This is a genomic window from Thioprofundum lithotrophicum, from assembly GCF_055387065.1.
In genome coordinates this window covers 60,246-81,281 of sequence record NZ_AP042379.1, presented here as the reverse complement: position 1 = coordinate 81,281, position 21,036 = coordinate 60,246, and the positions used below count along the sequence as shown (strand labels likewise).

General features: G+C 67.1%; 16 protein-coding genes. 7 read left to right on the top strand and 9 right to left on the bottom strand.

The window, feature by feature from the left end:
- Nucleotides 1–8: 8 nt before the first annotated feature.
- The 3 genes from tssH (at nt 9) to ACZ5BH_RS00370 (ending at nt 5,576) form a co-directional block, all read left to right on the top strand.
- Nucleotides 9–2,717: a type VI secretion system ATPase TssH gene (gene tssH, locus ACZ5BH_RS00380; RefSeq protein ID WP_464889957.1), complete on the top strand. Its 2,709-nt coding sequence runs from the start codon at nt 9–11 to the stop codon at nt 2,715–2,717.
- Nucleotides 2,718–2,743: 26 nt separating this feature from the next.
- Nucleotides 2,744–4,828 (top strand): type VI secretion system Vgr family protein, encoded by a 2,085-nt coding sequence (locus ACZ5BH_RS00375; protein ID WP_464889956.1) that lies wholly within the window; start codon nt 2,744–2,746, stop codon nt 4,826–4,828.
- Between the two features lie 184 nt (nt 4,829–5,012).
- A complete protein-coding gene (locus ACZ5BH_RS00370; protein WP_464889955.1) occupies nt 5,013–5,576 on the top strand; it encodes a hypothetical protein in 564 nt (187 codons plus the stop codon).
- Nucleotides 5,577–5,998: 422 nt separating this feature from the next.
- Here the strand turns inward: ACZ5BH_RS00370 and acs are convergent, their stop codons facing one another.
- From acs to ACZ5BH_RS00345, 5 genes are all read right to left on the bottom strand, one after another.
- Entirely contained in the window at nt 5,999–7,942 is a 1,944-nt protein-coding gene (acs, locus tag ACZ5BH_RS00365) for an acetate--CoA ligase (protein WP_464889954.1), read from the bottom strand.
- A 318-nt stretch (nt 7,943–8,260) separates the two neighbouring features.
- Nucleotides 8,261–9,028 carry a flagellar brake protein gene (locus tag ACZ5BH_RS00360; RefSeq protein ID WP_464889953.1) on the bottom strand — a complete coding sequence of 256 codons (768 nt, stop codon included), beginning with the start codon at nt 9,026–9,028 and terminating at the stop codon, nt 8,261–8,263.
- Nucleotides 9,029–9,034: 6 nt separating this feature from the next.
- The gene (locus ACZ5BH_RS00355) at nt 9,035–9,487 is read right to left on the bottom strand and encodes a hypothetical protein (protein WP_464889952.1); all 453 of its coding nucleotides are present in this window, start codon (nt 9,485–9,487) and stop codon (nt 9,035–9,037) included.
- A gap of 4 nt (nt 9,488–9,491) precedes the next feature.
- Nucleotides 9,492–10,427 carry a tRNA glutamyl-Q(34) synthetase GluQRS gene (gene gluQRS / locus ACZ5BH_RS00350; RefSeq protein WP_464889951.1) on the bottom strand — a complete coding sequence of 312 codons (936 nt, stop codon included), beginning with the start codon at nt 10,425–10,427 and terminating at the stop codon, nt 9,492–9,494.
- Nucleotides 10,420–11,085: a nitroreductase gene (locus ACZ5BH_RS00345; protein WP_464889950.1), complete on the bottom strand. Its 666-nt coding sequence runs from the start codon at nt 11,083–11,085 to the stop codon at nt 10,420–10,422. Before ACZ5BH_RS00345 ends, gluQRS begins: the two co-directional genes overlap by 8 nt.
- Nucleotides 11,086–11,349: 264 nt before the next feature.
- Here ACZ5BH_RS00345 and ACZ5BH_RS00340 point away from each other — a divergent pair, with 264 nt between their 5' ends.
- Nucleotides 11,350–11,652 (top strand): DUF3579 domain-containing protein, encoded by a 303-nt coding sequence (locus ACZ5BH_RS00340; protein WP_464889949.1) that lies wholly within the window; start codon nt 11,350–11,352, stop codon nt 11,650–11,652.
- A gap of 9 nt (nt 11,653–11,661) precedes the next feature.
- On the opposite strand, the gene dksA is transcribed toward ACZ5BH_RS00340, so the two are convergent.
- Complete coding sequence (dksA, locus tag ACZ5BH_RS00335) at nt 11,662–12,360, bottom strand: RNA polymerase-binding protein DksA (RefSeq protein WP_464889948.1); 699 nt, start codon at nt 12,358–12,360, stop codon at nt 11,662–11,664.
- A gap of 167 nt (nt 12,361–12,527) precedes the next feature.
- Here dksA and ACZ5BH_RS00330 point away from each other — a divergent pair, with 167 nt between their 5' ends.
- Together ACZ5BH_RS00330 and ACZ5BH_RS00325 are read left to right on the top strand one after the other, a co-directional pair.
- Nucleotides 12,528–13,310, top strand: coding sequence for an HAD family hydrolase (locus tag ACZ5BH_RS00330; RefSeq protein ID WP_464889947.1), 783 nt, complete (start codon nt 12,528–12,530; stop codon nt 13,308–13,310).
- On the top strand, nt 13,307–14,464 hold the full coding sequence (locus ACZ5BH_RS00325) for a pyridoxal phosphate-dependent aminotransferase (RefSeq protein WP_464889946.1): 1,158 nt from the start codon (nt 13,307–13,309) through the stop codon (nt 14,462–14,464). Before ACZ5BH_RS00330 ends, ACZ5BH_RS00325 begins: the two co-directional genes overlap by 4 nt.
- 162 nt (nt 14,465–14,626) lie before the next feature.
- On the opposite strand, the gene cysZ is transcribed toward ACZ5BH_RS00325, so the two are convergent.
- The 3 genes from cysZ to queF form a co-directional block, all read right to left on the bottom strand.
- The gene (gene cysZ, locus ACZ5BH_RS00320; RefSeq protein ID WP_464889945.1) at nt 14,627–15,373 is read right to left on the bottom strand and encodes a sulfate transporter CysZ; all 747 of its coding nucleotides are present in this window, start codon (nt 15,371–15,373) and stop codon (nt 14,627–14,629) included.
- The gene (locus tag ACZ5BH_RS00315) at nt 15,370–16,614 is read right to left on the bottom strand and encodes an FGGY-family carbohydrate kinase (protein WP_464891228.1); all 1,245 of its coding nucleotides are present in this window, start codon (nt 16,612–16,614) and stop codon (nt 15,370–15,372) included. Before ACZ5BH_RS00315 ends, cysZ begins: the two co-directional genes overlap by 4 nt.
- 102 nt (nt 16,615–16,716) lie before the next feature.
- A complete protein-coding gene (gene queF / locus ACZ5BH_RS00310; RefSeq protein ID WP_464889944.1) occupies nt 16,717–17,106 on the bottom strand; it encodes a preQ(1) synthase in 390 nt (129 codons plus the stop codon).
- Nucleotides 17,107–17,310: 204 nt separating this feature from the next.
- Between queF and smc the strand changes: the two genes are divergently transcribed.
- On the top strand, nt 17,311–20,823 hold the full coding sequence (smc, locus tag ACZ5BH_RS00305; protein WP_464889943.1) for a chromosome segregation protein SMC: 3,513 nt from the start codon (nt 17,311–17,313) through the stop codon (nt 20,821–20,823).
- Nucleotides 20,824–21,036: the final 213 nt, after the last annotated feature.

Sequence of the window (21,036 nt, the reverse complement as noted above, 5' to 3'; positions counted from 1 at the left end):
GAGACGACGTGAAGAACCGACCGATACGCGAGCTGCTCGAACGGCTCGACGAACACTGCTCCCAGGCCTTCGAGGAGGCCGCGGCCTTCGCCGGCACCCGCAGCCATTACGAGGTGACCATCGAGCACGTCCTGATCAAGCTGCTGGAGACCGGCGGCGGCGATCTGGACCGCATTCTGCGCCACTTCGGCGTGGATCTCGATGCCTTCTGGCAGGGGCTGCTGGCCAATCTCGGCCGGCTGCGGGCCAACAATCCGGGCAAGCCGGCGCTCTCGCCCCTGTTGCTGGAATGGCTGGAGCGGGCCTGGCTGGCAGCCTCGCTGCACTACGGCATCGACAGCCTGCGTTCCCTGCCGCTGCTCGATGCCCTGGTCGAGATGGCCCCCATGCTTCCCGGCGAGGCCTGGACGGAACTGGAGCGGATCGACACCCAGGCGCTCCATGCCGGCGCCGAGGCGCTGATCGCCACCTCGGTGGAAGGCCCCCTGCGCGGCGCGGCCGCGACCACGCCGGCGCCGGCCACCGCCGGCCCGGCCGCAGTGGCCCCCGGTGGCGATTCCGCCCTGGCCCGCTTCACCGAAGACATCGTGGCCAAGGCCGCCAATGGCGAGATCGATCCGGTGCTGGGGCGCGACGAAGAGGTGCGCCTGATGATCGACATCCTCAGCCGCCGGCGCAAGAACAACCCCATCCTGGTGGGGGACCCCGGCGTGGGCAAGACCGCCCTGGTGGAAGGGCTGGCCCTGCGCATCGCCCAGGGCACGGTTCCCGAGGATCTCAGGCCGGTGCACATCCATACCCTCGATCTCGGCCTGCTCCAGGCCGGGGCGGGGGTCAAGGGCGAGTTCGAAAAACGGCTCAAGCAGGTGATCGACGAGGTGCGCAACGCGCCCCAGCCGATCATCCTGTTCATCGACGAGGCCCACACCCTGATCGGCGCCGGCGGCGAGGCGGGCATGAGCGATGCGGCCAACCTGCTCAAGCCGGCCCTCGCCCGCGGCGAACTGCGCACCATCGCCGCCACCACCTGGTCCGAATACAAGCAGTACTTCGAGCGCGACGCCGCCCTCGAACGGCGCTTCCAGATGGTCAAGGTGGAAGAGCCTTCCGAGGAGAACGCCATCGTGATGCTCAACGGCCTCAAGATCCACTACCAGATGCATCACAACATTCTGATCACCGATGCGGCCATCGAGGCGGCGGTGCGCCTGTCCAGCCGTTACATCAACGGCCGCCAGTTGCCCGACAAGGCCATCGATCTGCTGGACACGGCAGCCGCCCGGATCCGCATGGGCCAGGCGGCGCGCCCGGCGGAACTGGAACAGGCGGAGAGCCGGCTCGAATACCTCGAGCGCCGACTGGCCCACCTGGACGGCGAACGCCGCGCCGGCATCGCCGTGGACGACCGGCTGGTCCGACAGCTCGAAGCGGATCGCGACGCCACCCGTGCCCGCCTCGAAGACCTGGAGGCGCAATGGCGCCGCGAGACCGAACTGGTCGCGGCCATCCACGCCAAGCGGGACTCGCTGCAGCAGGCCGACGAAGCCGAGGCGCCCGAGGTGGTGGCCCTGCGCAGCGCCTCCGACGATCTGCGCGAGGAACTGCAGGCAGTGCAGGGCGAGCGGCCGCTGGTGCAGGCCGAAGTCAATGCCGCCGCCGTGGCCGAGGTGATCGCCGACTGGACCGGGGTGCCCGTGGGCAAGATGCTCAAGGACGACATCGAAACCCTCATGCACCTCGAAGAACGGCTGGCCGAACGGGTCGTGGGCCAGGATCAGGCCCTGGCGGCCATCGCCCGCACGGTGCGCAGCGCCCGCGCCGGCCTGCGCAACCCCGACGCGCCGCTCGGCGTGTTCCTGCTCGCCGGCCCCAGTGGCGTGGGCAAGACCGAAACCGCCCGGGCCCTGGCCGACGAACTGCTGGGCGACGAACGCTATCTCATTACCATCAACATGAGCGAGTACCAGGAAGCCCACACGGTGTCCCAGCTCAAGGGCTCGCCGCCGGGCTACGTGGGCTATGGCGAAGGCGGCATCCTCACCGAGGCGGTGCGCCAGCGTCCCTGGTCCATCGTGCTGCTCGACGAAGTGGAGAAAGCCCATCCGGACGTGATGAACCTTTTCTATCAGGTGTTCGACCGCGGCTTCATGCGCGACGGGGAAGGGCGGGAAATCGATTTCAAGAACACCCTGATCCTCATGACCTCCAATCTCGGCACCGAAACCATCCTGCGGCTCACCACCCCGCCCGAGCCCGAAGACGGGGCGGAGATCGACTGGCAGCCGCCCGGCATCGGCGAACTGCGCGAGGCCATCCACGCGGATCTGCGCCGCCATTTCGCCCCGGCGCTGCTCGGGCGCATGCAGGTGGTGCCCTACCTGCCCCTGGCCGAGGATGCGCTGCAGATCGTCGCGGCCCTGCGCCTGGAAGCCGTGGGCCGGCGCCTCGGCGCGGTGCACGACATCACCTTCCGCTGCCAGCCGGACGTGCTGGCCCACCTGGCCCGCCAGGGGCTGCATCCCGACACCGGGGCCCGGCACATCAATGCCCTGGTGGATCAGCAACTGCTGCCGGAGATGTCCCGCAGCCTGTTGCAGTACCTGCACGAGGGCGATCTGCCCGACGTGCTCAGCCTGGAAATCGACGAGGAAGGCCAGTTGTCCTTCGTCTTCGCTGACCGTCTCGACGAGACGGCGGCACAGGAAGCGACCGCCTGATCGCAAACGACCACGAGGAAACCCGCATGGACGTGCTCAAGAACATCGCCAACGCCGTGAAACTGGACGTGACCGCCGCCGCCGAGAGCCAGTTCTTTCTCGACGTGGGCGGCGTGCCGGATGGCACCTTTTCCGTCTATTCCTTCAGCGCCGAGGATCACGCCCTGGGTCGCAACTACCGTTTCCGCATCCGGGTCGGCACCGAGGCCGATATCGCGCCCGCCGACATCATCGGCGCCCGCGCCCGGCTCTTGGTGCGCTGGGACGCCGAACCGGTGTACGTGCATGGCCAGGTGCGGGACTACACCAACGTGGGCACCGATCCCGAGCGGCAGGAATACGAACTGATCCTCATCGCGCCCCTGGCGCTGCTCGAACTCCACCAGCACGATCGGGTCTTTCTCGGCCGCCGCGTGCCGGAGATCATCGAGGCGGTGCTGACCGGCGCCGGTTTCAGCACCGACGACTTCGCCTTCGACCTGAGCGAAGACTATCCCACGCTGGAATACGTGGTGCAGTACGAGGAGAGCGACTGGGACTTCCTGCAGCGGCTGATGACCCGCAACGGGATTTTCTTCCGTCACCAACAGCAGGAAGAATCGGTGCAGATCGTGTTCCACGACAGCGTGGCCAGCCTGCCGCTGCTGCCCGGGACCGGCCGCCTCGTGTTCCAGGCCCAGACCGGCGAAGTGCGGGAGGTCGAGAGCGCCTTCGCCCTGCGTCACCAGGCCCGGCTGCGCACCGACGGCCATCACTACCGGGACGTGAACTACCGCACCCCGGAGGCGAACCTGCAGAGCCGGGCCGCCAACGCCACCCCCATCCCCGGCCATGGCGACTGCTACACCTATGGTGCCAACTTCAAGACCACGCAGGAAGGGGAGCGGATCTGCCGCGTGGCCCAGGAGGCCGAGGACTGGCAGCGGGAGACCGTCATCCTCGAGACCGACTGCCGCGGGCTCGCGCCCGGTTACCGTTTCACCCTCGACGGCCATCCCGACGCCGCGCTCAACGGCGATTACCTGGTGGTGGACGTGGATCACCGGGGTGAACAGCGGCATGCCTTCGCCATGGGCACGGCGCCGGAAGGCATGACCTACCGCAACAAGGCCCTGCTGATCCGCGCCGGCGTGCCGTTTCGCCTTCCGCCCCGTTCGCCACGGCGGATCCAGGGCGTGATCACCGCGCGCATCGAATCCACCGGCGGCGAATACGCCTACCTGGACGAACTGGGCCGTTACCGCATCCGCCTGCCCTTCGATCTGTCCGAGACCCCGGCAGGCGAAGCGAGCCACCCGGTGCGCATGATGCAGCCCTACGGCGGCAGGGACTGGGGCATGCACTTTCCGCTGCATGCCGGCACCGAGGTGGTGGTGGGCTGCGTCAACGGCGACATCGATCGGCCCTTCATCATGGGTGCCATTCCCACCGCCGAGGCCGTCTCGCCCGTGACCTCGGCCAATGCCAGCGAGAACCGGCTGCGCACCTGGGGCGGCAACGAACTGCTGATGGACGATCGCAAGGGCCAGGAGAAGATCGAACTGCACACCCGCGATCGCAAGAACATTCTCACCCTGGACGCCAACGCCGAAGGCCACCGCGTGCGTCTGGCCACGGAAGAAGGCGAGATGGAAGCCTATGCCGCCAGGAGCATGATCCTCGAATGCGGTGACAGCCAGCAGGTGCAGGTGGGCGCCGATCACCTCGTGACGGTGGAAAACCGCCAGCAGCTCATGACCAAGCAGGCCGAAATCGAACTCCAGGCCGCCACCGATCTGCTGCTCAAGGCCGGTGACAACCTGCGCTTCCAGGCCGAGGAGGAAGACGCGAGCATCGAGGCCGGCGACGACATGATCCTCGACGTGGGCGAAACCCTTTCCATGACCATCCGCAACGAGGATCTGGAAGTGAACGCCGTGAGCGGTGCCATCGAGCTGTCGGCGGCCAAGGCCATCACCGTCAGGGGAGAGGGCGGGGGCACCCTCCACATCGGCCAGGCCGGCGCCGCCATCGAGATCAGCCGCGGCGGCGATCTGGTGATCAGCGGCAAGGCCGTGAACATCAGCGGGCAGGCCATCACCGTCACCGGTCAGAGCATCGGCAGCAACTGAGCCGCGCCGGCGGCAAGCCCTTGCCGCCCGGCCCGCCGGGTGTCTCGCAGCGGGTCGGGTATCTTGTGGAAAATCAATGGCCTGCGTCCCTCGTGGGGCGGGGGGCAAGCGGAGAACCGGCAGCGCCCGTGCTGGCATGATTCCTGAATCCCTCCCCGGTGAGCATTCACCGGAGAGAAGCACCATGCGCAAGACCCTGGCTCACCTGCTGCTGGCCGGCAGCCTTCTGCTGCCGGGCTGTGCCCAGGTTCCGGCCCCGCCCCTGGACATCGAGGATCCGGCCAACGGCATGATCTTCGGCAGCATCCGGGCCGACGTGATGATCACCAAGGTGGTGCTGCACGAATACGGCAAGTTCTACCTGCCGCCCTTCGTGGTGCCGCCCAAGGTGCAGGTTTATCCCAATGGCGACTTCGTGGCCGTGAACCTCAAGCCCGGCAAGTACTACCTGGCCGGTTTCACCGCCCGCAAGGGCCTGTCCGAGTTCCACAACTTCCGGCTCTCGGCCAAGAACATCAGCCCCTACATGACCGTGATCACCGTCAAGCCCGGCGCCCTGCAATACGTGGGCTCCTTCCGCATCGCCGGCAAACTGCAGTTCGACAAGAACGCCAAGGCCCACGAGTTCTACATCACCCATACCTACTACCCCGGCGAACGGGAAATCCTGCGCCGGATCTACGACCTCACCGACGGCACCGGCTGGCAGGATCGGATCAACCAGCGGTTGAAATACCTGAGCATGTAGGGGCCGTGGATTCAACGCAAAGGCGCGAAGGCGCAAAGGGCGCAGAGATTTTCAATATCAGATCAGGAGTAGGTCGGGCTTCAGCCCGACTAAATCGAAGTTCCAAATACCAGACCGGTCATGCAGGTCATCATGCTCCAATACCGCCCCCCTGGCCCGCTGGGCTCAGTGCCCACAATGCACTATGGTCTGATATTTGGAACTTCGATTTAGCCAACCGGAATATGGCACGTCCGTTGTCGGGCTGAAGCCCGACCTACCGACTTGTCTAATGACAGCGGATATCCAACGCAGCGGTTTGTAGCCCGGATTCCGCTGTGCGCCATCCGGTTCGCTGCGGCCGCAGGCATTCCCTTGCCCGAACTTCTCGCGACGGGGATGATGTGGCGGTTCCCTCGCCACTCGTCCCTCGTACCTGGTCCCTACTTGTTGGCCCGGTTGCGGATCAGATCCTCCACCACTTCCGGATCGGCCAGGGTCGAGGTGTCACCGAGGTTGTCGAGTTCGTTGGCGGCGATCTTGCGCAGGATGCGGCGCATGATCTTGCCTGAGCGGGTCTTGGGCAGGCCGGGGGCCCACTGGATGACGTCGGGCTTGGCGATGGGGCCGATTTCCTTCGCCACCAGGTCGATCAGTTCCTTGCGCAGTGCATCGCTCGGTTCCACGCCCTTGACCAGGGTGACGTAGGCATAGATCCCCTGGCCCTTGATGTCGTGGGGGAAGCCGACCACGGCGGCCTCGGCCACGGCGTCGTGCAACACCAGGGCGCTTTCCACTTCCGCGGTGCCCATGCGGTGGCCGGAGACGTTGAGCACGTCGTCCATGCGGCCGGTGATCCAGTAGTAGCCGTCCTTGTCGCGCCGGGCGCCGTCGCCGGTGAAATAGTAGCCGGGATAGGCCGAGAAGTAGGTGTCGACGAAACGCTGGTGGTCGCCATAGACGGTGCGCATCTGGCTGGGCCAGGGCCGGCACATGACCAGGGCGCCTTCGGCCTCGCCTTCGAGGGGCTTGCCGTCGCCGTCCATGATGGCCGGTTCGATGCCGAAGAAGGGACGGGTGGCGGAGCCGGGCTTGAGCGGAGTCGCGCCGGGCAGGGGCGTGATCAGGTGACCGCCGGTTTCGGTCTGCCACCAGGTGTCGACGATGGGGCAGCGCCCTTCGCCAACCACGTGATAGTACCACTCCCAGGCCTCGGGGTTGATGGGCTCGCCCACGGTACCGAGCACCCGCAGGCTCTGGCGGGAGGTCTTTTTCACCGGTTCATCGCCCTCGCGCATCAGGGCGCGGATGGCGGTGGGGGCGGTATAGAAGATGTTGACCTGGTGCTTGTCCACCACCTGCCAGAAGCGGGAGGCATCGGGCCAGGTGGGCACGCCTTCGAAGGCCAGGGTGGTGCTGCCGATGGCCAGCGGGCCGTAGACCAGGTAGCTGTGACCGGTGATCCAGCCCACGTCGGCGGTACACCAGTAGATGTCGCCTTCGTGGATGTCGAAGGTGTACTTGGTGGTGATGGCCACGTAGAGCAGGTAGCCGCCGGTGGTGTGCAGCACGCCCTTGGGCTTGCCGGTGGAGCCGGAGGTGTAGAGGATGAACAGGGGATCCTCGGCGTCCATCTCTTCCGGCGGGCAGTCGGCCGAGGCTTCGGCCATGGCTTCGTGGTACCACACGTCCCGTTCGGGATGCCAGTCGATGTCACCGCCGGTGCGCCGGACGGTGAGCACCGTGTGCACGTTGGGGCAGTGGCTCACCGCCTCGTCGGTGCTCTTCTTGAGGGGGATCTTCCTGCCGCCGCGCACGCCCTCGTCGGCGGTGATCACCACATGGCAGTCCGAGTCGAGGATGCGATCCTTCAGCGATTCGGCCGAGAAGCCGCCGAACACCACCGAGTGCACCGCGCCGATCCGCGCGCAGGCCAGCATGGCGTAGGCCGCCTCGGGGATCATGGGCATGTAGATGCAGACCCGGTCGCCCTTCTTCACGCCCCGGCTCTTGAGCACGTTGGCCAGCTTCGAGACGTGCTCGTGCAGTTCGCGGTAGGTGATTTTCTGGTCGTCGGCCGGATCGTCACCTTCCCAGATGATGGCCACCTGATCGCCGCGGGTCTCGAGATGGCGGTCGATGCAGTTGTAGGCCACGTTCAGCTTGCCGCCTTCGAACCACCTGATGTGGAGATCGTCCTTGGCGTAACTCCAGTCGAGTACCTTGTCCCAGGGCTTGAACCAGGTGACGAAGGCCTTGGCCTGTTCGGCCCAGAAGCCTTCCGGATCGTCGAGTGAGCGCTGATACATCTCGAAGTATTGCGCTTCGTCGATGTGGGCCTGTTTCGCGAACTCGGGGGGGACGGGGTAGACTTTTTCCTCGGACATGGTGGACTCCTGGTTTAGTAATCACCTCAAAATGGTTTTACTTCCCGTCCGTAGGGCGGCTCAAGCGTCGCGGAGCCGCCATGTCGGGATGACACGATTTTTGCCGGCTCCGCTGCGCTTGAGCCGGCCTACCTTCGCCCCACACCGGTGCCGTTTGTGTCAGCACAATTTCGAGACGTTTAATATCCCGTGCGAGACATGGGTAGTGGCGAGTGGCCAGCGAAGTTATTTTTCCCCATGCCTCTGTCGACCGCAAGCACTTCCTCCACGGCGGCAAAACCGGTTTCCCAACCGCTTGCCGGTGGCGGGGCGATGGGATCAGTCGTCCACCCGGCGGCGCAGCGCTTCCACGGCGTGGATGTAGCGCTGGATGATGGTGTTCATGTCCATGGCGAGGTTTTCGATCTGGCAGCCGACACGCCGGCCGCCGTTCTCGTCGTCGGGGTTGTCGGGAATGAAATTGCGCACCACGAGCGAGACCAGGGCGGTGCCGTGTTCGCCGAGCAGCAGCCGGCAGCCCGGCAGGGGTTGTTCGATCGCCGCCTCGAGCCGGCATTCGGGATCGTGCAGGCCCACGCCAGCCACGCTGATGTCGATGATCCGCAGGCGCAGCGGTTCGTCGTCACCCCGGGGGATTTCGCAATACACCGGATCGCCCAGCGGTACCCGGACCCGGTAGAACTCGCGGCGCTCCACCCACAGCAGGGAGTCGGGCAGGGGGCAGGCAAAGGCCGTCTTGCCGTGGCGACGGGCGCGCTGGAGGCGGTCCACCGTGAACTGGGCGGTGATGCCCTCGTGCTGGGCCTTGAACACGATGCGGTCGGCTTCGAGGATCTTGCGGTTGAGCTTCTCGTCGGCGCCATAGTCGAGCACCACCACTTCCTTGTCGGGCATCACTTCCACGACCTGGGTCAGCAGCGAGTGGCGCCCCCCGCCGAAGTGGGCGGTGAGGAGGCTGCGCGCCTTCTCCAGCTGGCGCAGCTTCTGGATGATGGCGCCGCGGCCGTGCAGCAGGTATTTTTCGTAGTTGTCGACGACCGATTGGGTGGCCGGGGTCGATTCCTTCTTCATGCCGGTGTCCGTCATGGCGCTTCAGCGTCCCCCGAACAGGCGCTGCCACCAGCGCCGGCGGTTGCCGGGCGGGGGCAGGGCGGCGGGCAGATCCACCGGCGGGGCCAGGGAGAGAATCCAGCCCGGCAGGGGCGGGTTCTCGCTGAAGCCGCAGACCACGCCGAGATTGTTGGGATCGTAGATCTTGATGAAGGCCGGATCGGCCGGATTGTCGGCATAGACGATGCCACAGTAGTCCTCGTCATGTTCCTTGCGCAACAGCGCATCGATTTCCCGGAGGAAGGTCTCCAGCTGTTCCCGGCTGGCGGGGCGCTCCGGCGGCGGCTCGCCCACGGCGTAGATGTACCATTGCTTGTCTTCCTGCTGACGCAGCGTCTGCCACAGGGCATCGAGCTGCGGCCAGCGCAGCATGCCGGTGAAACTGCCGCGAAAGGCCTCGAGATAGGGGCGCGTTCCGGTTTCCATGGGGCGCATCCTATCATTCCCCTCGCGGCGGGGCATCCGCTGACACTTCCATAGCGGCCGTGCGGGGGACCTTCTTGAGGGACCAGTGTTCCCGCCCCCAGTCGAGGACCGTGGCCGGCGGGGCCCGGCGCAGTTCGGTCGGTGGGGCCTGGCCGAGGAAGCGCAGCGCCCGCCACAGGTTTTCCCCCGCGCGGCGGTCGTCGAGGGCCGGCGCCCGGTTCTGCTTACTGAGCTTGCGCCCGCCGGCATCCACCGCCACCGGCAGGTGGGCATAGGCGGGGATCGGCAGCCCCAGCAGCCGCTGGACGGCGATTTGCCGGGGCGTGGAGGCGAGCAGATCGCTGCCGCGCACCACTTCCGTCATGCCCTGTTCGGCGTCGTCCACCGCCACCGCCAGCTGGTAGGAATAGAGCCCGTCGGCCCGTTGCAGGACGAAATCGCCGCCTTCCTCGGCCGGGATCATGCGTTGCGGGCCCTGGATGGCATCCTCGAAGGCGATCACCAGCCCGCGGGTGTCCAGGCGCCGGGCGCGGCCGGGGGCGAAGGGCAGATGCCGCTCCCGGCACCAGCCGGGATAGTGCAGGGCGCCGCCCCGGCGCTCGCCGTGCTCGGCGATCCGTTTGCGGCTGCATTCGCAGGCGTAGAGACGGCCTTCCGCGGCCAGCCGTTCCAGGCGTTGTGCGTAGCGCTCGAGCCGCTGAGACTGGTACTGCACCGGGCCGTCCCAGTGCAGGCCGTGGGCCTCCAGACTGGCCAGGATGGCGTCGCGGGCGCCGGGCGCCTCGCGGGGCGGATCGATGTCCTCAATGCGCAGCCACCATTCCCCGCCCTGGCGGCGGGCCTGCAGGTAGCTGCCCAGGGCGGCGATCAGCGAGCCGAAATGCAGGGGCCCGGTGGGCGAGGGGGCGAAACGGCCCCGGTAGCCGGCAGGCGGTTGCGCGTCAGTCATGCCAGGTGGTGAAGGCGTCCACGGGTTCGCGTTCGAGGCGGTAGCGATTCACGGGGGCGTCCGGATCCGGATGGCCGAGGGCCATGCCGCAGACGATCATCTGCTCGGCAGGCAGGCCCAGGACGTCGCGCACGATGTCCGGGTATTCGGCCAGCGAGGCCTGGGGACAGGTGCCGAGATCGTGTTCGAGCGCCGCCAGCATCACGTTTTCCATGAACATGCCCATGTCCAGGAAGCTGCCGGTGCGAAAACCCCGATCCATGTGAAAGATCAGCCCCACGGGGGCATCGAAAAAGCGGTAGTTGCGATACCAGGCCGCCTTGCGCCCCTCGGCATCGCCACGGCCGATGCCGAGGGCCCGGTACAGGGCCAGGCCGCAGGCCTTGCGGCGGGCGGCCCAGGGTTCGCGCCAGGCGTCGGGATAGTAGGGGTAGTCGGGATTCTCGGCCTGGCCGGCCTCGCGCGCGGCGATGAGGGCCTCGCCGAGACGGCGTTTGGTCTCGCCCGTGACCACGGCCACGTTCCAGGGCTGGGTGTTGACGCCGGAGGGGGCGTGGCGGGCCGCATCGAGTATGGCCCGGATGCGCTCCGCGGGCACGGGCCGGTCGAGATAGGCGCGTACCGAATGACGCTGGGTGATGGCATCGATGACGTTCATGGCGATTGCGGGCTAACAGCCTTCCAACAGGCTGTTGAAAAAGCCCATCCATGGGCTTTTTCAACTCGGCAACGGAAAACGCGGTTTCCCGTTCCCTCACATTTTCAATGACTTGGTGTCATTGAAAATGGCGATGCCTCCATGCATCGCACACAGGCTGTCGAAAAACGGCGTTTTTCAACAGCCTGCTAAAGCTTGCAGGCGATGGGCCGAAGGATAGGAACAGGAGCCGGCCTTTCACCGGTAGCGAACCGGGAGTCCATCATGACAGAAGAGGGGCGTGTGGTCATCCATGGCACCCGCGAGGACGGGGGCCGGTTGCGGCCGAGCGACTGGATCGAGCGCATTTCCTCCACCCTGGCCAGTTTCGGCGAGGATCATCGCCTGCGCTATGCCGACAGCGTTCAGCCCTGCATCATCGACGGCGAGAAGTGCCTGGTGGTGGCCCGGGGGCTCAGGGACAGCAACCCCGCGGCCTATGATTTCATCATGGACTTCGCCGAGAGCAACCGCCTGCGGATCCAGGTGGACCGGCGCCGTGGGGAGCGGGCCCTGAAACCCGCCTGAAACGGCCTGTCAGGCGCGAGTCTTTTCGCGGATTTCGTCCAGGCTCTTGCAGTCGATGCACAGGGTGGCGGTGGGCCTGGCCTCCAGGCGCCGGATGCCGATTTCCACGCCGCACTGCTCGCAGTAGCCGTACTCGCCGGTATCGATCTTGTTCAGGGCTTCGTCGATCTTCTTGATCAGCTTGCGCTCCCGGTCCCGGGTGCGCAGTTCCATGGTGAATTCCGATTCCTGGGTGGCGCGATCGTTGGGATCGGGGAAGTTGGCGGCCTCGTCCTGCATGTGATGCACGGTGCGATCCACTTCCTCCATCAGCTCCCGTTTCCAGTCGAGCAGGATCTTGCGGAAGTGCTCGAGCATGGCATCGCTCATGTACTCCTCGCCCCGCTTTTCCTTGTAGGGGGTGAAGAGGCTCACGCCGTGCAGGGCCGACTTGCGCGCCGTGCTCTTGCGGGCGCTCGGCTTCTTGGCGGCGGTTTTCTTCGCCGCCGTCTTTTTGGTAGCGGCTTTTTTGGCCGGGGCCTTTCTGGCCACGGTTTTCTTGCTCGTGCTCTTCTTGGTGGCGGTCTTCTTCACCGCTTTTTTGGCCGCCGGTTTCTTTTTGGCGGCCGTGGCCTTCTTGGCCGAAGTCTTCTTGGCGGCCGGCTTCTTCTTTGCTGGGGCCTTCTTGGCCGCCTTCTTCTTGGCGGCGGATTTTTTCTTTGCGGGCATCAATACGGTCCTTGATCAAAATAACGCGCTTTAATACCAGAATCGCGGGGACAAGGCAAATCGGCCGGGGGGAACGAATCGGCCGGATCACCGTCTGAACCGGGAACCGGAGACCGTGCTGCGGTATCCTAGCGGACTTTGTTGATGCTGTACTGGAGATGATGCCCATGGCAGAGAATACCTTGCAGGCCCTGTTGTTCGACGTGGACGGCACGCTGGCCGATACGGAGCGGGACGGCCACCGGGTGGCCTTCAACCGGGCCTTCCGCGACGCCGGCCTCGACTGGGAGTGGGATGCGGATTTGTACGAGAAACTGCTGGCGGTGACCGGCGGCAAGGAGCGGATCCGCCATTTTCTGGACGAATTCCACACGGCGTTCGCCCGGCCGGCGGATCTGGACGATTTCATCGCCAACCTGCACCGGGCCAAGACCGACCACTACACCCGCCTGCTGGCCGAAGGGCAGATCCCGCTGCGGCCCGGTGTCGAGCGCCTGCTGCGCGAGGCCCGGGAGGCCGGCCTGCGCCTGGCCATCGCCACCACCACCACCCCGGCCAACGTGGAGGCCCTGCTTGCCCATACGCTCGGTGAGGAAGCCCTGGACTGGTTCGAGGTGATCGCCGCCGGCGACATCGTGCCGGCCAAGAAACCGGCGCCGGACATCTTCGTCTGGGCGCTGGAACAGATGAACCTGGAACCTGCGGCCGCGCTGGCCTTCGAGGATTCGGGCAACGGCATCCGGGCGTCGGTGGGTGCCGGCCTGCCCACCGTGGTGACCATCAACGACTATACCCGGCATCACGATTTCGGTGATGCCCTGCTGGTGCTCGATCAGTTCGGCGAGCCCGATCAGCCGGCCCGGATCCTGGCCGGCCCGGAAACCGCCCTGGGCGACAAGGGGTATCTGTCCGTGGACGATCTGCATCGCCTGCACGCCGCCGCGTCATGAGCCGCCGGGCCGCGCGCATCGCCGGGATCGAGCCCTTTCGGGTGATGGCCCTGCTGGCCCGGGCCCGGGAACTGGAGGCCGCCGGCCGGGACATCGTGCACATGGAAATCGGCGAACCCGATTTTCCCACCCCCGAGCCGGTGATCCAGGCGGTCCAGGTGGCCATTTCCGGCGGACGCATGCACTACACGCCGGCCACCGGCATGCCGGCCCTGCGCCAGGCCATCGCCAATCACTACCGGCACGAATACGGTCTGGAAATCGATCCCGGGAGGGTGGTGGTGACGCCCGGCGCCTCCGGCGCCCTGCTGCTGATCCTCGGCGTCCTGCTCGATCCCGGCCAGTCGGTGCTGATGGCCGATCCCGGCTACCCCTGCAACCGCAATTTCGTGCGGTTTCTGGAAGGGCGCAGCCAGGCGGTGCCGGTGGGCCCGGAGAGCGGTTACCAGCTCACCGCCCGCCAGGTGGCCGAACACTGGTCGCCGGAGACCCGCGCGGTGCTGGTCGCCTCGCCGGCCAATCCCACCGGCACGCTGCTGCCGGCGGACGAGCTGGCGGCCATCCATGCCGTGGTGCGCGAGCGGGGCGGGGTGCTGATCGTGGACGAGATCTACCACGGGTTGGTCTACGGCGCCCCGGCGCAGACGGCCCTGGCCGTCTCCGACGAAGTGATCGTCATCAACAGCTTCTCCAAGTATTTCGGCCTCACCGGCTGGCGCGTGGGCTGGCTGGTGGCGCCCGCCGAGGACGTGGATGACCTCGACAAGCTGGCCCAGAATCTCTTCCTGGCCGCGCCCACGCCCGGCCAGTACGCCGCCCTGGCCGCGCTGGGCCCCACCACCCGCCCGGTGCTCGAGGCGCGCCGCGAGGCCTTCCGCGCTCGCCGCGACTATCTGCTGCCGGCCCTGCGGGAACTGGGCTTCACCATTCCCGTCACGCCCCAGGGCGCCTTCTACCTCTACGCCGACTGCCGCCGCTTCACCGACGACAGCCTGGCCTTCGCCGAAGCCCTGCTCGAGGAAACCGGCGTGGCCGTCACCCCCGGCCTCGATTTCGGCCACAACCACCCCGAACGTCACCTGCGCTTCGCTTACACCACCTCGCTGGAACGGCTCGAGGAAGGGGTGCGGCGAATTGCCTCTTTCGTGGGGTAGGTGGAAGTAACGCAGAGGGCGCAGAGACGCAGAGAACGCCGAGAGGATTTGTTTCGGTAACCCATCACTCCGGGCGTCAGTCCGATTCTCGCCTGGCCATCCTCTGCGAACTCTGCGTCTCTGCACCCTCTGCGTTATTGGCAGCAATGCATTGGCAAGGGTTCAACCATCCAGCGGCATGCGCTCCACGCGCAGGGCGGTGGCGCCGGCCACGGCGACCGGCATGATCAGGAAGTTGAAGACCGGGATCAGGGTGGCGAGCATCACGGCGGCGCCGAAGCCGAGGCTGAGGAAGCGCTGGCGACGCAGCCGCTGGCGGATTTCGGGGAAGGTGAGGCCGTGGTTGCCGAGAGGGTAGTCGAGGTATTCCAGGCTCAGCATCCAGGCGCCGAACAGGGCCCAGAGGACGGGCGCCGCCAGGTTCAGGACCGGGATGAAGTTGAGGATCAGCAGGGGGATGGCGAAGAGCAGGAAATAGCCGATCTTGCGCAGCTCGCCGAGCAGCGCCAGGGTGAATTCCTGCAGGAAGGGGCGAGCGGAGCCGGGCGGGTTTTCGCCGCTGAGGTGGCGTTCCACCGCCGCGGCCAGGTAGCCGTTGAAGGGCGCGCCCACCAGGTTGGCCAGGAGGCTGAAGGCGAAGAAGATCACGATGAAGGCCATCAGGCCGAACACCAGCCACAGCAGCCAGGAGAGCCAGGCCAGCCACTCGGGCAGGCTGGGCATCAGCCAGTCCATGAACTGCCCGAACTGGCCCCAGGCCAGCCAGATGAGGCCAGCGAAGATCAGGATGTTGATGCCAAGCGGCAGGATCACGAAGCGCCGGATGCGGGGCTGGCCGATGAGTGTCAGGCCGCGCAGGAAGTAACCGGCGCCGGTGACGGGGTTGTTGCTGGGGGTAGGGTTGTTCATGCCTCTCGTTCTCCTTTGCGTTGCCATCCCTCGCGGGCGAGCCACGCTGCGCCCCAGGCCGCCTCGGTCTGTTCGGCGGGCAGCAGTGGCACGCCAAGGCGCGCGGCGCGGATAGCCGTCCAGGCCCGGTTGCCGGCCCCGCCGCCGGTGGTGCGGATCGACGCCGGCCAGGGCGCGCCGCAGGCGGCCAGCCGCCGGTAGCCCTCCCGTTCCACTTCCGCCAGGCTCTCCAGCAGGCCCTGAAGGAAGACGGCGTCGTCGTCGGGCCGGGGCTCGAGCACCGGCGCCAGGGTGGGATCGTTGACCGGAAAGCGTTCGCCGATCCCCGCCAGGGGAGTGTACTGCAATCCGGTGGGCCGTTCCGGGCACAGGCGCGGTTCCAGTTCGCGCAGGCGGGCGTCGCTGAAGAAGCGGCGCAGCACCGCGCCGCCGCAGTTGGAGGCGCCCCCGGCCAGCCAGCGCTCGCCCAGCGGCTGGCTGTAGATCCCGTATTCGGGTGCCGCCACCGGCCGTGCGCAGAGGACCTTGAGCACCAGGGTGGAGCCCAGGCAGGTGACCGCCTCGCCGGGCTCGCGGGCGCCGGTGGCCAGGAAGGCTGCGGTGCTGTCGGTGGTGCCGGCCACCAGCAGGGTGGATTCGGGCAGGCCCAGTTCCGCCGCCATCACCGGCGCGATCCGGGCCAGGGGGGTGCCGGCCGGGTGTACCCGGGGCAGCCATTCCGGCGGCAGATCGGTTTTCTCCAGCCAGGCGGGCCAGCGCCGGGCGAGCGGGTCGTAGCCGGTCTTGAGGACGTTGTTGGGATCCGTGTCACCGAAGCGGCCGGCAAGGCGGCCGAGCAGCCAGTCGGCCTGATGCAGGGCATGACGGGCGTGCCGGGCGAAGGGTTGCTTCGCCAGCCACAGCAGACGCGCCAGCCCCGTGGCGGGGCCGCGGGCCGGGCTGTCGGCGGGCGCCACGGCGCGCAGGGCTTCGGCCTCCTCCTGCGCGCGGGCATCGTCGTACATCAGGGCCGGATGCAGGGGACGGCCCGCGGCATCGGTCAGCAGTACCGTGCCCGAAGTGCCGTCGATGGCCAGCGCGGCGATCCGGGCCCGTGGCGCGGGCGGCAGGCGGCGGAAGGCCGTCACCAGCGCCCGCCACCAGTGTTCCGGATCCTGTTCCGAGGCCGGTCCCCGGCGGCGCCCCGGCGGCAGGGGCTCGTGCACGCTGGCGATCAACGCATCGTCGGCGGCGCGCAGCATCAGGCGCACCCCCGAGGTGCCCACGTCGATGCCCAGGAACAGGGGCGGGGAATGCGGGACGGGGGACGAGGAGGATGGCACCGACCGGTTTGGGTGCTGAATCTATGGCAGGGTGACGGGCTCGGGGGGCTGCCAGCCGCTCTGGCGGTGTTCGGCCACCACGGTGGTGTAGATCCCGCCGCGCACGTTGAACTTCGCCGTCAGGCGCATGAAGCGGGGGGCGGTGGCCGCCACCAGATCGTCGAGGATGGTGTTGGTGACCTTCTCGTGGAAGGCCCCCTCGTCGCGGTAGGACCAGACGTAGAGCTTCAGCGACTTGAGTTCCACGCACTTGCGGTCGGGCACGTATTCGATGTGCAGGGTGGCGAAATCGGGTTGCCCGGTCTTGGGGCACAGGCAGGTGAACTCCGGCACCTCGATGCGGATGGTGTAGTCCCGCTCCGGCATCGGGTTGTCGAAGGTTTCGAGTTCCTTGGTGGGCTGGGTCGGCATGGCGCGGATGATAGCCGACTTCAGGCACGGTGGCGAGGGTTGGGGGCGAGGCGCGCGGGAGGAGGATTTGTGATGCCGTTCACGGGATGCGAAAGGGCGATGCAGTGGAAAGCCCCGTCTTTCCTCGTCCCTCGCCATCCGGCCCTCGTCCCCGCATACTTGTCAATCTTGTGGCTGGCGCCCCGGATCCTGTATCTTGCCCGGATGCGACTGACCAAGCTCAAACTCGCCGGATTCAAGTCCTTCGTCGATCCCACCACCATCCCCATGCCGGGCAATCTGATCGGTATCGTGGGGCCGAACGGCTGCGGCAAGTCCAACATCATCGACGCGGTGCGCTGGGTGATGGGGGAGTCCTCGGCCAAGCACCTGCGCGGCGACTCCATGGCCGACGTGATCTTCAACGGCTCCTCGGCGCGCAAGCCGGTGGGCCAGGCCAGCATCGAACTGGTGTTCGACAACAGCGACGGTTCCCTGGGCGGGCAGTACGCCAACTACAACGAGATTTCCATCAAGCGCACGGTGAGCCGGGACGGCCAGTCGGTCTATCACCTCAACGGCACCCGCTGCCGGCGGCGCGACATCACCGACATTTTCCTCGGCACCGGCCTCGGCCCGCGCAGCTACTCCATCATCGAGCAGGGCACCATCTCCCGGATCATCGAGGCCAAGCCCGAGGAATTGCGCACCTTCCTCGAGGAAGCGGCCGGCATCTCCAAGTACAAGGAGCGGCGGCGCGAGACCGAGAACCGCATGCGCCACACCCGCGAGAACCTGGAACGGCTCAACGATCTGCGTGACGAGCTGGACAAGCAGCTCGCCCGCCTCAAGCGCCAGGCCGCCACCGCCGAGCGCTACAAGACGCTCAAGGCCGAAGAGCGGCTGGTACGGGCCCAGCTCCAGGCCCTGCGCTGGCGCGAGCTGGACGCCCAGGCGCGCCAGGAGGACAGCGCTCTGCGGGAGCAGGAAACGGCGCTGGAAGAGGCCATGGCGCGGGTCCGCGCGCTGGAAACCGACATCGAGAAACAGCGCGCGGCCCAGGCCGAGGCCCATGACCGGCACAATGCGGTGCAGAGCCGCTATTACAGCGTGGGTGCCGACATCGCCCGCCTCGAGCAGTCCATCCAGCACGCTCGCGAGCGGCGCGCCCAGCAGCGCACCGATCTGGAACAGCTCGAGAAGGACGGCGCCGAAACCCGCCGCCATCTGCAAGCCGATCTGCAGCGCATCGAGGAGCTGGAGACCCGGCTCAAGGCCCTGCAGCCCGAGCTGGAGAACAGCCGGCAACTGGAGACCGCCGCCGGCGAGGCGCTGGCCGAGGCCGAGGCGGCCATGGCCGCCTGGCAGACCGAGTGGGACGCCTTCAACCAGCAGGCATCCGAGCCGGCCCGCCAGGCGGAGGTGGAACGCACCCGCATCCAGCACCTGGAACAGCGCCTGGAACAGCTCCAGCAGCGGGGCGAGAAGCTGCAGCAGGAGCTGGCCGAATCCTCTCCCGAGCATCTCGAGCGGGAAATCGGCGAACTCACGCAACGGCTGGCCGACACCGAACAGCAGGTGGCCCAGGCCCAGCAGGCCCTGGAGACCCATCAGGCCCGGATCCGCGAACTGCGCGAAGCGACTCACCAGCGCAGCCAGCAGCTCGACGAATTGCGCAGCCGCCTGCAGGATCTGCGCGGTCGCAGTGCCTCGCTGGAGGCCCTCCAGCAGGCCGCCCTGGGCAAGGAGCAGGGCGCCGTGAGCCAGTGGCTCAGCCGGGAGCACCTGCAGGATGCCCCGCGCCTGGCCGAGGAACTCGAGGTGGAAAGCGGCTGGGAGCAGGCGGCCGAATGCGTGCTGGGCCATCACCTGGAGGCCGTGTGCGTGGAGGGCGTGGAGCCCCTGGCCGGCGTGCTGGGCGAGTTCGACGAAGGGCTGCTGAGCCTCTTCGACACCCACGCCACGGTGCAGGCGGCCTCCGGCCACGACAAGGCCCCGCGCCTGACCGACAAGGTGCGCGCGCCCTGGCCCCTCGCCAGCCTGATCGGCGGCATTTACGTGGCCGACAGCCTGCCGGCGGCCCTGGCCCTGCGGCCGCAACTGGCCGCCGATGAATCGGTGGTGACCCGCGACGGGATCTGGCTCGGCCCCAACTGGCTGCGGGTGGTGCGGGACAGCGATGCCCGGGCCGGGATCCTCCTGCGCGAGCAGGAACTCAAGACCCTTTCGGCCGAGATCGAAAGTCTCTCGCACCAGGCCATGCAGGCCCAGGAACAGCTGGAAAGCGAGCGCACCCGCCTGCAGGAGCTGGAGATGGAGCGCGACAGCGTGCAGGCGGCCTACAACCAGGCCAACCGCGCCCATGCCGAGGCCCAGTCGCGCCTGCAGCACCGTCAGAGCCAGCTCGAGCAGGCCCGTGCCCGGCACGAGAAGCTCGAGCGCGAGCTGCACGAGCTGCGCGGCCAGATGGAAGCCGACAACGACGCCCTGCAGGCCGCCCGCCGCACCCTCGAGGAGGCGGTGAGCCGCATGGGCGATCTGGAACAGCAGCGGCAGGCCCTCGGCGCCCGCCGCGACAGCCTGCGGGAGGCCCTGGACGTGGCCCGGGGGCGGGCCCAGGAAGCGCGCACCCGTGCCCAGGAGATCGCTCTCCAGGCCCAGACCCTCGAGACTGAACTGCAGTCCACCCGTCAGGCCCTGCAACGCCTCGAATCCCGCCTCGAACAGGAAGATCGGCGCCGCCAGGAACTGGAAAAGGCGCTGGCCGACAGCGAAGCCCCGCTGGCCGAAATGGAACAGGAACTCGAAACCCTGCTCGCGCAGCGGGTGCAGGTGGAGGCCGAACTGGCCGAGGCCCGCCAGGGCCTGCAGACCATCGAGCACGACATGCGCCAGCTCGACGAATCGCGCGCCCGGGCCGAGCAGGATGTGCAGGAGGTGCGCGAGAAACTGGAGCACATCCGCCTCCAGCAGCAGGAACTCAAGGTCCGCCGCCAGACCCTCGAAGAGCAGATCCGCGAATCCGATTACGAACTCAAGACCCTGCTCGAGGAGATGCCGGAAGCGGCCAACGAGAACGACTGGCAGCGGCGCGTGACGGAACTGGAAGGCCGTATCGCCCGTCTCGGCCCCATCAACCTGGCCGCCATCGAGGAATACGAGCAGCAGTCGGAACGCAAGGAATATCTCGACGCCCAGCACGCCGATCTCACCGAGGCCCTGGCCACCCTGGAGGCGGCCATCGCCAAGATCGACCGCGAGACCCGGACCCGTTTCAAGGAGACCTACGACAAGGTCAACGCCGGGCTCAAGCGCCTCTTCCCCCGCCTGTTCGGCGGCGGCCACGCCTACCTGGAGCTGACCGGCGACGAGTTGCTGGACACCGGCGTGACCGTGATGGCCCGCCCGCCGGGCAAGCGCAACAGCACCATCCACCTGCTTTCGGGCGGCGAGAAGGCGCTGACCGCCGTGGCCCTGGTGTTTGCCATCTTCGAGCTGAATCCGGCGCCCTTCTGCATGCTCGACGAGGTGGACGCGCCGCTGGACGATGCCAACGTGGGTCGCTTCTGTGACATGGTGAAGGAAATGTCGGATCGCACCCAGTTCATCTTCATCACCCACAACAAGATCACCATGGAGATCGCCGAACACCTGATCGGCGTCACCATGCACGAACCGGGCGTCTCCCGCATGGTGGCGGTGGACATCGACGAAGCCGTGGAGATGGCGGCGGTCTGATCTATTGCGCTGGGAGCCATGCTGAATGGCAGCCTGTTCGGGTAGGCACAAAGCCCTTGATGCCGGAGAGGCGTTGCGTGACACACCGTGTATACATCCCTGTAGGCTCGACGATCGCATTCCTGCGGTCGACGGTCACGAAACACCTCTCCGGCATCAAGGATGTATCTGAGACGGATTGGATATTCGACCATGCATAAATACCGACCGGGA